Below are 12,585 nucleotides of genomic sequence, written 5' to 3'. Positions count from 1 at the left end.
ATGGTCAATGCGATCGCCATCGGATTTGAGCTTTCATAGCATTTAACTCAGCTTCAATTTCGGCATCAGAATAGTTATCATAGTTGTATTCATCTCCCCGGCTGATTAATTCTTGCGATCGCACTTCTAATTCAATAGCTCGCTCCTCAAGGCGGTCTATAATCCTAGTATAATCAAGGCTTTCCTCCATTTCATTCAAACGTTGGTAAGCCTCCAGAGAATAGGATCTAGACCGATACAGATCCCGCTGAGTTTTAGCATTAGCTGCACGCTCCGAGAGTTCTCGTAAATTAGATTTAAGTTGTGCCAAAATTTGTTGCTGTATCTGCAACTGTTCTTGCATCTGACTAGCTGTATGTAAGTAAGATTTCCTTCTAATTAGAGCCTCCCGTGCTACCGATTCAGAACCCTTTTTCAGACCCAACTGAGCCCTTTTGTGCCACTCCTGGGCACTTTTTTCAGCATCAATATAATCCTGTTCTATTTGTTTTTGGGTGCTACGGGTATCAGCTATGATCTGTCGTAGTTGAACTAGATCTGACTGCATTTGGTCTATAGCTTCCTTGAGCAGTTGGTCAGGATCTTTAGTTTGGTTAAATAGGCGGCTAACATGGGAGCCAACCATCTGCCAAACTTGATTCAGGAGTTGCATTTATTATGACCTGAAAAGGTGAACACTTGACCAATATTCAGAGATGGTCAACGGACAGGCGCGAAGCATGATACTATCCACAGATAGCAGCAATACCTAGCAGGTTAACCTGTCCTTATTGTAGCCTTTCGTTCCCCGAAAATGATCAGCAATTAAGTGGGTTCTACTGGTATTAATACCTCGGAGTTACCAGGAGGGCTTATCATGTGAACCATGGTTAAGATTACTCTCCTGGTGATGGGGTATCAAATTGAACGGCAATTCCTGCGGCTCGTAATTCTTCAGCGAGGAGTTTAGCCGATTCCGCATCACCCAAAGCACCCATTTGAATTTTGACACCTGTTTTAAATCTGCGGATGTAGGCATCAGGAACCACTCGGCGCACTGTTTCTAGCTTGGCATCATTGTCGTAATCTGTTACCACATAATAGAATCCATCTTCAGCCCTCACAGGATTAGCATTAACCTGGGTGGGAGTATTCGCCGGGGTGGGAGTATTAGCTTGGGGGGTAGTTCCGCCTGCGGGTGCTGCGGGTGCTGCGGGTGCTGCGGGTGCTGCGGGTGCTGCGGGTGCGGGTGTAGGTGCGACAGGTTGAGGTAACAGTTCCTGGGATAGGTTATTAAGTCCAGGACCAGTGGGAATCACCACAGACGGAGATGGAGCGGGGGGAGGTGTTGCGCTGCCATCTAGTGGAGCGGCTTGGGGTGCAGTGGTAGGGGGGTTAGGATTAGGATTGATGGTACTGAGGGTATTGAGATCTAACTCCACAAACTCCTGGGTAGCCAGGTTAGGAGATGTCGGTTCTACTCTGTTGGCATCCATTGGCTCAGAAGTAGGAGTCATAGAATCCCTAAACAGACGATTGAAGCCTAGTATTTGCAAGCCGGCACCACCTGTGACGACATAGCCTAAAATGGCACTAGAAATAAACAGCAGCAGCATAGAGACCATCCCCAAGGGGGTAAATAATCTATTAGTCCAACTTTGACTGCGTTGCTGTTTTCTATATTCGGCACGTTTTTCGATGCTGCTAATCAGTTTTTCGGTCGATTCCAGGTAGCCTAACGGTGAGGTGGCGCTTGAGGTTTCGACGCTGGAACCATTGCCGTTGGCTGTTGTTTGGTTTTGGCTATGGGGAACAATGGGAGCGGGTTCTGGTAAGACGACTGATTCCCAGCCTGTGGGGGGGCGCTGTGGTTCTGCTTGACTTGCGGGTAATTCTGGAGTTCTGACAGGAGGAGCGATCGCACCTGGAAATGATTGCGATTGGTTATTAGATGGCTCCCTAGGCTGCTGATTATCAGATTGAGATTGCCTTCTATATCGCCGATAGCGGGTTAGTTCCTGCTCTAGTTTTACGTCTAGGCTTTCCAAAACCGATTGGAGGACTGGTTGTAGTTGGGGGGGGGAGGAGGTAGTTTCAATTTGAGAAGATTGGCTCATAACAAAATTCCTGGAAAATGGGGTTGATTTTAATTGAACTTTGAATCCATTGATCAGATTATAAATACCTTTGCTGACCGGATTTTCACCCCGGAACAACAGCAGTTTCAGCTAGTAGTTAGCCATTGGCCTGATGTGGTCGGAAAATCAGCACAGGCTCATACTCGACCCATAACGATTTACCGAAATATTCTGCAGGTAGCTACTTCTAGCGCGGCTTGGACTCAGGAGCTTACCTTCAGGCGTAAGCAAATTGTCCGACACCTAAATCAGTGGCTGTGTGATCCTTTGCATGATATCAAGTTTTCCACGGCTCAGTGGTCTGATGGGTCTAATCTTTTGGCGGCGGGTGCTTTGACGGAAACCAAGGAGACTCAACAACATCCCAGCACTATCCCGGTTAATGGGGAATTTGGGACTATTGAGCAGAGGGGATCTGAGGATGTGGCTGCACCGAAAACGCCGATCGCTGCTTGGGAAATTTGGGCCAGCAAAATCCAAAGGCGATCGCAACATTGGCCCCTATGTCCTCGATGTCAATCCCCCACCCCTCCCGGTGAACTACAACGCTGGTCTGTTTGCCACATTTGCTTTGCCGAACTCCTGACACCTGATAAATGCCAAGACGAATAGGGGATTCAATCAATTAGCATTGATCCCCAATTGGTTTTGATGTCTTTAAACTGGATCCCCGATGCTTTACATTTCTTTAACAAATTAGCTAAGTTTGTATCTATATATGAAGAGAATATAAAACAATTATAAAGTTTCCTGAACGATAAAAACGGATTCTAAGGCATACTGGATAAGGGATGACGGATTATAGGCAGGGATCAAGGATATACGAGAATATAGGTATTGGATCATTCTTGAGCGAGGAAGCCTGCTATGGGAGCTTCAAACCTGTTAACGTCTGCTTGTCGTTGTTGTCAACACTACACTCCTGAGGGGAGACGTGGCGGGCTATGCCATCAACTCCACGTTCCGGTCCAGGGCAGTTGGAAAGCTTGTCCCCTAGCACTTCCCGTCTTTGCACCTTCTTGGGAAACGGTGGATACAGTAATTCATCTGAATCAAACTCTCCCGACCCTACGAGAAGCAATGGTGGGAGACTTCCCAAATATAACTGCAACTCACCCAGAATTAGAAGCTTCAAGGGATCAACCCTGAGAAGCGATCGCTGTTTAGCGCGAAAGCGGTCAAGGAAGCCATGGATACTGACGAAAATCTGGTTTTCGTTTTTCCAAAAACGCCTGTTTTCCCTCGGCTCCTTCCTCAGTCATATAATACAACAAAGTGGCATTCCCTGCCAACTCCTGTAACCCCGCCTGACCATCACAGTCAGCATTGAAAGCGGATTTCAAACAGCGAATAGCGATCGGGCTTTTTTCCAAAATCTCCAACGCCCATGTGACCCCTTCAGCCTCAAGCTGATCAACGGGAACGACACAGTTAACTAAACCCATATCTAAGGCTTGTTGGGCATTATACTGCCGACAGAGAAACCAAATTTCCCGCGCTTTTTTCTGACCGACAACACGAGCCATATAACTCGCCCCAAAGCCGCCGTCAAAACTGCCAACTTTCGGCCCAGTTTGACCAAAAATAGCGTTATCGGCGGCTATAGTTAAATCACAAATGAGATGGAGAACATGACCACCGCCGATCGCATAACCTGCTACCAGGGCGATAACGACTTTAGGCATTGATCTAATTAGGCGTTGGAGGTCGAGAACATTGAGACGGGGGACACCGATATCATCAATATAACCAGCTTCTCCGCGCACAGTCTGATCGCCGCCGGAACAAAAGGCATATTTGCCATCTGTATGGGGACCAGCCCCGGTAAACAGAACCACACCGATCGCCTGATCTTCCCTGGCATCTGTAAAAGCATCATACAGTTCAAATACCGTTTTCGGGCGAAAAGCATTGCGCTTATCCGGGCGGTTAATGGTAATTTTGGCGATTCCGTCCGCCTTACAATAAAGAATATCTTGGTAAGTTTTAGCGGTCTGCCATTGAATGGACATTGCTTTGCTAAGGTCGCTTTGGTATTTGATGGCGAAATATCATTGTATCTCAAAGGAGCTTTTTTTTAGCCAAAACTTCTCCTGTTGCTATTCCAAACCAATTAATTCTCGATTTCCAGGGACGACCTCCCCGACGGTATAACTAGGGATATGGTGTGATTGAAAGAATGCGATCGCCTCTGAGGCGTGATCGGGTGGGACAAAAACGACAAAACCAATACCCATATTAAAAGTTTCCCACATAGCACTTTGGGGAACATCTCCCAATTCCGCCAACCAGGTAAAAATGGGAGGAATCGGCCAACTGTGGGGAATCATGCGAATAGCAGCATTTTCCGGAATAGCTCGGGGCAAATTTTCCGGTAGTCCTCCGCCAGTAATATGAGCCATACCATGAATGGGTAAACCCTTAGCAATAGCATTCAGAATAGGTTTGACATAAATGCGAGTAGGAGTCAAACAGACCTGGCCAACAGTTTGACCCTCAAATTGAGTAGGGCGGTCATTCCAATCAATTTGGCGATCGGCGATAATCTTACGAACGAGACTAAAGCCATTACTATGGAGACCACTACTAGCTAAAGCGATCGCCACATCTGCGATTTTCACCTGACTACCATCAAGTAACTGTTGCTTTTCGACAATACCGACACAAAACCCAGCCACGTCATACTCACCTGGGTGATAGAATCCCGGCATCTCGGCCGTTTCTCCCCCCAGTAAAGCACATCCAGCTTGTTGACAACCGGTAGCTATTCCGGTGATCACCTGGGTTAATTGTTCTGGTTCTAGTTTTCCGGTAGCCAGATAATCGAGAAAAAACAGAGGTTCCGCACCACAGGTCAACACATCATTAACACACATAGCCACCAAATCAATACCGATAGTATCGTGGCGGTCAACAGCATGAGCGATCTTTAGCTTAGTACCGACACCATCAGTACCAGATACCAGGACGGGTTGACGGTAGCCTGTGGGTAACTCCAAGCAGCCGCCAAAACCCCCTAAACCACCCAATACTTCTGGGCGATAAGTTCCCTGTACCAGATCGCGGATACGGTTAACAAAATCCCGACCCGCTACCACATCAACACCAGCTTCTCGATAATCCATAATTGATTGTTGTTTTTTTGTGTTCAGGCTTGGCCCGCGAACTCTCCTATAAGGCTTATAAGAAACTTTAATACTTTTTGGAACCACTTAGTATTGCGTCAGTAGAAATTACCCCAAGTCTTGATGACCGGGAATTTGAGCCGGAACCAAACTGTCCAGTTTGTCAGTCCGACGGCAAACTATGCCCCCAGACTAGCTCCCCAAATAGAAAAGTTCGTGCTAGTGTGTTGCAGTTCCTTCAACCCAAGCGAACAGGAAATTGAGTACCCATGACTATGGTGCTGTAATAGGCTCCCATGTAGGGTTTAAGTGAATTTCAGTTCAAACGTGGTTGTTTCATCTAAGAGATTTATGAACGCAAAACCTTGGAGTGGTCTAGTTTCTTTACTGGTTCTATCAGTTTGCGCGCCAGCTTATGCTGAAATTGAATGCGATCGCCTTTTATGTCCAGAAAGTGATGGGAGAAGCCATGTTGAGCAATTAGCCAGATCACAGGGGAACATCACCCAAATTGAAACCCATGAATTAGACGACAAACAAGCTGCAACCCTCTTCGTTCGTAATATCCCCGTTCTCACCTTTGTTCAAAACCCCTCAGAAACGACAGCCCGCCCCATCAACTATCAATCTGTCAATGTAGCTGAGAGTTCAACTGGTAATTTAATAGTGGCTTACCCCACACAAGCCAGCGATCCAGTCGCTAGAGCCAATAATGTCGCGGTCAAAATTAATCAGATCAGTCGAGACAATATTGATGCAGATACCATCAGAGTCCGATGGAATGATCAGGAAAAAAATTATGTGATCCAAGTAGGTGAGGAAAAATTAGTAGCCATTGATGGTAATACTATCCTCCCCGACAATACCCGTGATCTGGCTACAGATGCACTACAAGCTACTAACCGCCTGCGGAGACAGGTAGGTAATGCGCCACCCCTCAGCGACATTGAAGGAAGACCAGAGCCGGAAGTGACTACAGTAGCTGTGCGTTCTGTGGCTAATCGTCTCCAGGGTTGGGCTTCTTGGTATGGTCCTGGTTTTCATGGGAACCGCACGGCTAATGGTGAACGCTACAACCAATATGCTATGACTGCGGCTCACCGTTATTTACCTTTTGGTACAGAAGTCCGTGTTACCAATCAGCATAACGGTCGTTCTGTGGTGGTGAGAATTAATGACCGAGGCCCATTTATCGGAGGTCGGATTATTGACTTGTCTGCTGGAGCAGCACAGGCGATCGGTATGATTAGCAGTGGGGTGGCTCCGGTAACGGTGGAGGTGATCACGCCAGCTAATTAAGGTGGATGGTGCTGTTCCCTATACAATGAAGGGAATGATTGATATTAGGGTGCAATTATTGCACCCACAACTACTTTTATGCGCCTGTTTACAACTGTTGCGGCTTGGCGATCGTATTCCCAAGCCTGCCATAATCGGCAAATAGGTTTAGTCCCCACTATGGGGGGTTTACATTCAGGACATTTGAGCTTAATTCGTCAGGCTCGTAATGGCTCTGATCTAGTGGTGGTTAGCATCTTTGTTAACCCCCTACAATTTGGACCTAGGGAAGATTTCCAAAAGTACCCCCGTAATTTGGAGGCGGATTTAGCACTTGGTCGGGAAAATGGGGTTGATGTGGTATTTGCTCCGTCGGTTGAGGAGATTTATGGCTCTGAGGAGACGGGAAACACAGAAACTGGCTTATCTCAACAAACTTGTGTGATTGTCCCTGACTCGCTCACGTCCCGGCTGTGTGGTGCATCCCGTCCGGGACATTTTCAGGGGGTGACAACTATTGTGGCTAAATTGTTTAATTTAATTCAACCCAACCGCGCCTATTTTGGTCAGAAAGATGCTCAACAAGTGGCGGTAATTAGGCGCATGGTGGCGGATTTGAATTGGCCGATTGAGATTGTGGCCTGTCCGATTATTCGAGAGGCTTCGGGACTGGCTTATAGTTCCCGTAATCAGTATTTGACACGGGAACAGAAACAGCAAGCTACAGTTTTATATAAGGCTTTGCAGGCGGCGGGGCGGCGATGCGGTGAGGGAGTGCGATCGCGTGCGGGTCTGCTACAGGCGGCGCAGGAAATTCTGGCGAGAGTGCCGGGCGTGAAGCTAGAATATTTGGAACTGGTTGCGCCAGATACTTTAGTTCAATTGGAAACTGTTGAGGAAATAGGACTTTTGGCGATCGCCGCCTCTGTGGGAAATACTCGTTTGATTGATAATATTATGCTCAATACTCGCCAGCCTATTGTGGCGATCGATGGCCCGGCCGGAGCGGGTAAGTCTACTGTTACCCGTCATATTGCACAACTTTTAAATTTGATGTACCTTGATACCGGAGCGATGTATCGCGCTATTACCTGGAAGGTGCTTCAGTCTCAAATATCTGTGGATGATGAACCGGCGATCGCTCAGTTGGTTAGTGGTTCACGGATTGAGTTGATTCCTGATCAAGATCAAATTAGGGTTTTGATAGATGGGTCTGATGTGACTGAGGCGATCCGTACCCAGGAAGTTACCCGCAATGTATCGGCGATCGCTGCTCAGGTGGCAGTCCGTCGTGGTCTTGTTAAACAACAACAGCAGTTAGGTCGTCGGGGCGGTTTGGTGGCGGAAGGACGCGATATTGGCACTCATGTTTTCCCCGATGCTGAGTTGAAAATTTTTCTGACTGCTTCTGTGGAAGAACGAGCCAAGCGTCGCTATCTGGAATTACAACAAAAGGGTGATTTAAATACCAGTTTAGAAGAGATTAAACAGGACATTATCCGACGGGATGAATTGGATAGTAACCGAACTATTGCTCCACTGCGAAAGGCAGTTGATGCGATCGAACTTAGTACCGATGGACTAAGTATTGAGCAAGTTACTAATGAAATTGTTAGGTTATATACAGAACATCTGAAAAATGATGATGCTCCTGGCTCCAGTAATGGGGTTTAAGGGAGAGCCGAGATAGAGCTACTGTCTCAGGGATTGAACTTATCTAAAATTCCGGTGAATCTGCTGGGATTAGCGTAATCTGTAGTAACCTAGGGTAATTGTAGATCAATTTCCCCAATAATAACTACCTAGTGAAAATTAACAGAAAATTTAATTGGTGTGAAGGAGATATGACGTGGTTCAGCCTTACTACAGAGTATATCGTCGCCAACAAAGAGTTTTAACTCTGGCAATATTGGCAGCATTAAGTAGTTTTGTGATGGGTGTAGCTTTACCTTGGACTTTACATATAGACCGGGAAGCGAGAGTTACATATCAGCCGCCAATAAGTCAGCAAGTAGCGGCTGAGAGACAGACACAAGGAGAGGTAGAAAACTCTAATAATTCAAGACAGCTACCTGTCCCTAATTTAGGAATACCTGGGGTCAAACTGGCTCTAACTCAAAGGTTACAATCAACACAAAGCGCCTTGAACGAGTTAGAAAATGAACGCTTTACTTTTTCGGTTCCTCAACGATTCCAAGGAACTACTATAAAAGAGGTTAATTTGCCACCCGAACGGAAAGTTATTGCTCTGACTTTTGATGATGGTCCTTGGCCGCGAACGACGGAACAGGTTTTAGATATTCTCAGAAAAAATAATATTAAGGCGACTTTTTTCTTAATTGGGGCGGCTTTGAATAATAACAAGGAGATTGCCAAAAAAGTAGCAGATGAAGGTCATGCGTTAGCTAATCATACCTGGAACCACCGTTACCATAAAGTAAGTCAGGCGGAAGCAGCGAAGGAGATTAATAGTACAGGGGATTTAATTGAGGAGGTGACAGGAACTAAAACGGCTCTATTTCGACCGCCGGGGGGGGTAATGACTAATGGTTTGGTTGAGTATGTTCATAGCCAAAATCAAGCTAATATTATGTGGTCTGTGGACTCAGCGGATTGGCGATCGGGTACAGATGCGATCGCTCGTAATGTTTTAACTCAAGCCAAACCCGGTGGCATTGTACTGATGCACGATGGAGGCGGGAACCGTGCGCCTACCGTAGCGGCTCTCCCCAGAATTATTGCGGAATTGAAACGGCAGGGTTATGAGTTTGTAACAATACCGGAACTGTTGGAAATTGCGGATGAGTATATGAGTGATGAAGATATCGCCAGCCAGGAACAAAAGGCTCGAGAAATGTCGGAGAGTGACGAAATGCCGATGTATCAATCCCCTTTACCTTATTAGAAGATCCTGATTAACATTGCCGAAGATGGAAATAATTAAACAATGAACCTGTATTCTTTACCAACTCAGTCAGATTTTGCCATTTCCCTAGGGCAGTTGTCCCTGGAAGATGTTTATAATCTGGTGGACGATCCGGCCAATGGTGCGATCGTGGTAATGAGTGGCATGGTTCGCAATCAAACGGACGGCAAACCGGTTAAGTCCTTGGAATATCAAGCCTATCAGCCCATGGCGCTGCGGGTGTTCCAGGAAATTGCCGAACAGATTAAAACTCAATGGCCTGATGTAACGCGGGTGGTTATACAACACCGGATCGGACATCTACAAATTGGGGATATTAGTGTATTGGTGGCCGTGGGTTGTCCTCACCGCCGAGAGGCTTTTGAGGCTTGCCAGTATGCCATTGATACCCTAAAGCATAATGCCCCGATTTGGAAAAAGGAACATTGGGTTGACGGATCTAGTAGTTGGGTTAGTATTGGCTTATGTGAAGCTACCTGCTAACCAGATGAACATTAGGAACTTAATCCGTTCATGTCGCGTCAAACATCAACAGCCTGCCTCAATACGCAAATTTGAAACCATGATCAGTCAATTTGTACCCCTATCCTGGTCTTCCGGGTCGGCAACCGCTCCCGAAGTTAAATTATCTCCTGAAAAGCTGTCGAACTATGATCTAGTTCTACGATGTCAGGAAGGCTTGCAACCAGACCGTCTTGCCTTTACAGAACTATTACGCCGCTATCAGTCCCATGTGGATAAGATTCTGTTTCACCTAGCGCCTGATTGGCAAGATCGGGCGGATTTGGCCCAAGAAATATGGATTCGAGTTTACCGCAATATTAAGCGACTACAGGAACCTGCTAAGTTTCAAGGGTGGTTGAGCAGGATTGCGACTAATTTATTTTATGATGAACTGCGGAAACGGAAACGGGTGAGACCGGCTTTGTCTCTCGATGCTCCTCGTACTGTTGATGATGGGGAGATGGAATGGGAATTGCCAGCAGATCGTCCGGGTCCTGATGAGGATTTAGCGACTAGAGAGTTTTATGATCATCTACAAGAGGCGATCGCTGATTTGCCCGAGGTGTTCCGCACTACTATTGTGCTGCGGGAAATTCAAGGCCTAGCTTATGAGGAAATTGCCGAAATCACCGGAGTTTCTTTAGGAACTGTTAAGTCTCGTATTGCTAGGGCGCGTCAGCGGTTACAATCTCAACTACAACCTTATCTAAATGATTAGTTGAGATGATGACTAATTCCGTTTGGAGGGAATATAATAGGAAGTTAATGGTCAGAAACCGGCGGTCTGTTGATTTTTGTGGCTCTACATTTTCTCCCCGATTAAATTCAAAAAGGTTGGACCGTTGGTTTCGATTTCTGCTTGCGTTTTAGGGGGGTGTCCCAATGAAGTCTAACCATGACGATCGCTTAGGAAATTTAAATCCGAATTGGCATCCTGAGTCCCAGGGAGAAGGGACTTGGGATGAACCAATGTATTATGAGCTACTTTCAGCCTATATTGATGGTGAGGCGACACCAGCAGAACGCCGCCAGGTTCAGCAGCGGTTGGATATTGATCGCCAATATAAGGCGGCTTATTTGCAAATGATGCAACTGCGATCGCGTTGGCACTCAATGCCGGGGCCGAAAAATACTGAATCCGCCCAACAGTTGGCTGGTGCTGTGTTCAACCAGGTTGAACGCCGGAATAATTTGATGGTGGTCAGTGGTGGGGGTGCGATCGCCGCTCTGTTTTTGGCGGTTTTAGCGAGTTGGGCTCCCACTGGTGGGGGTGGTACTCTCTTTGCTCAGTTGAACCGGGTGGAGTCGGAACCACTACAAATTGCTCTGAATGAGCCTTTGCTACCCATTGTAAATCCAGAGGCGGTTAGTTTGACCATAGATCAACCGCTGATTGTGATTCCTAAAGGTCCCATAGCTCACCCCTAGGTTAATTCTAGCTGGGTTTCCAGTCGCCACAGGGAATCAAGACTCCCTGAAAGGAGCTAACTACTTGGGGATACATGAAATAAGCCCAGGTCTCACGCAGAGGTTTTAGATCTGGGGTGTAGGTGAGAATGCGGCGGCGTTGATATTGGTTTTGCTCCGGTGGGCGATCGCTTTGGTAGTCTTCCAGGCGATCGAGGTCGGCGAGAAGGCTGGGGTCTGTGAAGGATAGGATAACTCCAGATACCCAGCGCGTCCCTGTGGTCATGGCTGGATAACCTAGGGAGAGGGAATATAATTCACCTAGGGCGCACGCTGGTAATTCCTCTATGGTGCGTCCGAGACAGTAACGGTTGTAATTGAACTCGCCGGGTTTGAGACTCCCGTAGACAAATACATGGATGAGATCATTTATGCGATCGTTTTCGGTGACTGTGGGTTTCATCGCCTGCCAAAATGTTTGTTAAGATAATCACTAAATCTGGAATAGGCCTGAAAGCGTTATCAGTTATGTTGCACCCGCAACCTTTCATAGCTACAGCTATCCAGTTCAGTTCTTTATGTTCTATTATCGTTCATGGTTTTAGCCACTAGCATTATAGAAAATTTCCTACCGCATCCACTGCCCCTAGGTGCTTTTTTACCCGAATTGGGCCTCGACAGCATTTTCTCAACTCAAGGGGTAATGGTGATGCTACTGGCCGCTTATGCTGTCGCTATGTGGATGTTCCTGACTAGCGCCCCCAAGGTTCATACCATTATGGTCACTGACTTAAATATGGCCAGACAGTTTTATGAGGGGTTGCTAAATTTGCCAGTGGCTGATGTTCCCCTACACTACTACTATAATTATGAGCAAACTTGGGGAGCTACTGGCATCGATCCTTTGTACCTTTCCACTAACATATCAACTGCTAATAACCAAGATTTAGGGGCTTCTGATGGCTTGTGGTATCAGTTGATGAAAAATACACAACTTCATATTATCAGTGGTGCTAGTTATGGTCCAAAAAATCGCCATCGCCATGTTTGTTTCGATCGCGATTGTTTAGACCAAATTTTGATGCGGGTACAAACCCAAGCCCTCAAGTTTAAAATCCGCAGTGAAAGACCTCTAAATTTTTTGGTGAAGGATTGGGATGGACGGGTGTTAGAGTTTTCTGAGGTAAAAAACTAACCCGTAAATAGCCATAATGAACCGAAAAGAGAC

Annotated in this window: 14 protein-coding genes; 9 read left to right on the top strand and 5 right to left on the bottom strand. The window is 46.6% G+C overall.

The features are described 5' to 3' along the window. Positions 1–4: 4 nt before the first annotated feature. Both XZ46_RS14805 and XZ46_RS14800 read right to left on the bottom strand, forming a co-directional pair. Positions 5–652 carry a PspA/IM30 family protein gene (locus XZ46_RS14805; protein WP_006625098.1) on the bottom strand — a complete coding sequence of 216 codons (648 nt, stop codon included), beginning with the start codon at positions 650–652 and terminating at the stop codon, positions 5–7. 223 nt (positions 653–875) lie between these two features. After that, a complete protein-coding gene (locus XZ46_RS14800; protein WP_006625099.1) occupies positions 876–2,096 on the bottom strand; it encodes a hypothetical protein in 1,221 nt (406 codons plus the stop codon). A gap of 33 nt (positions 2,097–2,129) precedes the next feature. On the opposite strand from XZ46_RS14800, the gene XZ46_RS14795 reads away from it, so the two are divergent. Both XZ46_RS14795 and XZ46_RS29620 read left to right on the top strand, forming a co-directional pair. After that, entirely contained in the window at positions 2,130–2,729 is a 600-nt protein-coding gene (locus tag XZ46_RS14795; protein ID WP_006625100.1) for a DciA family protein, read from the top strand. A gap of 255 nt (positions 2,730–2,984) precedes the next feature. Next, positions 2,985–3,266, top strand: coding sequence for a hypothetical protein (locus tag XZ46_RS29620; protein WP_006668788.1), 282 nt, complete (start codon positions 2,985–2,987; stop codon positions 3,264–3,266). Positions 3,267–3,295: 29 nt separating this feature from the next. Here the strand turns inward: XZ46_RS29620 and menB are convergent, their stop codons facing one another. Together menB and purM are read right to left on the bottom strand one after the other, a co-directional pair. Then, positions 3,296–4,129, bottom strand: a complete 834-nt coding sequence (gene menB, locus XZ46_RS14790; RefSeq protein WP_006625102.1) for a 1,4-dihydroxy-2-naphthoyl-CoA synthase — start codon at positions 4,127–4,129, stop codon at positions 3,296–3,298. A gap of 87 nt (positions 4,130–4,216) precedes the next feature. Further along, positions 4,217–5,242: a phosphoribosylformylglycinamidine cyclo-ligase gene (purM, locus tag XZ46_RS14785; RefSeq protein ID WP_006625103.1), complete on the bottom strand. Its 1,026-nt coding sequence runs from the start codon at positions 5,240–5,242 to the stop codon at positions 4,217–4,219. A 351-nt stretch (positions 5,243–5,593) separates the two neighbouring features. Between purM and XZ46_RS14780 the strand changes: the two genes are divergently transcribed. The 6 genes from XZ46_RS14780 (at position 5,594) to XZ46_RS14755 (ending at position 11,378) form a co-directional block, all read left to right on the top strand. Next, positions 5,594–6,541, top strand: coding sequence for a septal ring lytic transglycosylase RlpA family protein (locus tag XZ46_RS14780; protein WP_006625104.1), 948 nt, complete (start codon positions 5,594–5,596; stop codon positions 6,539–6,541). 78 nt (positions 6,542–6,619) lie between these two features. Then, entirely contained in the window at positions 6,620–8,194 is a 1,575-nt protein-coding gene (locus XZ46_RS14775; protein WP_006625106.1) for a bifunctional pantoate--beta-alanine ligase/(d)CMP kinase, read from the top strand. A 175-nt stretch (positions 8,195–8,369) separates the two neighbouring features. Continuing rightward, on the top strand, positions 8,370–9,425 hold the full coding sequence (locus tag XZ46_RS14770) for a polysaccharide deacetylase family protein (protein WP_008051529.1): 1,056 nt from the start codon (positions 8,370–8,372) through the stop codon (positions 9,423–9,425). Positions 9,426–9,467: 42 nt separating this feature from the next. After that, positions 9,468–9,929, top strand: a complete 462-nt coding sequence (locus tag XZ46_RS14765) for a molybdenum cofactor biosynthesis protein MoaE (protein ID WP_006625108.1) — start codon at positions 9,468–9,470, stop codon at positions 9,927–9,929. 79 nt (positions 9,930–10,008) lie between these two features. After that, the gene (locus XZ46_RS14760) at positions 10,009–10,668 is read left to right on the top strand and encodes a sigma-70 family RNA polymerase sigma factor (protein WP_396442569.1); all 660 of its coding nucleotides are present in this window, start codon (positions 10,009–10,011) and stop codon (positions 10,666–10,668) included. 164 nt (positions 10,669–10,832) lie between these two features. Beyond that, a complete protein-coding gene (locus XZ46_RS14755) occupies positions 10,833–11,378 on the top strand; it encodes an anti-sigma factor family protein (protein ID WP_006625110.1) in 546 nt (181 codons plus the stop codon). 7 nt (positions 11,379–11,385) lie between these two features. Here XZ46_RS14755 and XZ46_RS14750 read toward each other — a convergent pair whose 3' ends face one another. Then, entirely contained in the window at positions 11,386–11,820 is a 435-nt protein-coding gene (locus XZ46_RS14750; RefSeq protein WP_006625111.1) for a gamma-glutamylcyclotransferase family protein, read from the bottom strand. Positions 11,821–11,952: 132 nt separating this feature from the next. On the opposite strand from XZ46_RS14750, the gene XZ46_RS14745 reads away from it, so the two are divergent. Further along, positions 11,953–12,552: a hypothetical protein gene (locus XZ46_RS14745; RefSeq protein ID WP_008051527.1), complete on the top strand. Its 600-nt coding sequence runs from the start codon at positions 11,953–11,955 to the stop codon at positions 12,550–12,552. Positions 12,553–12,585 lie beyond the last annotated feature (33 nt).

Source organism: Limnospira indica PCC 8005 (assembly GCF_000973065.1).
Classification (GTDB): Bacteria; Cyanobacteriota; Cyanobacteriia; order Cyanobacteriales; family Microcoleaceae; genus Limnospira; species Limnospira fusiformis.
This window is presented reverse-complemented; position numbering and strand designations above follow the sequence as displayed.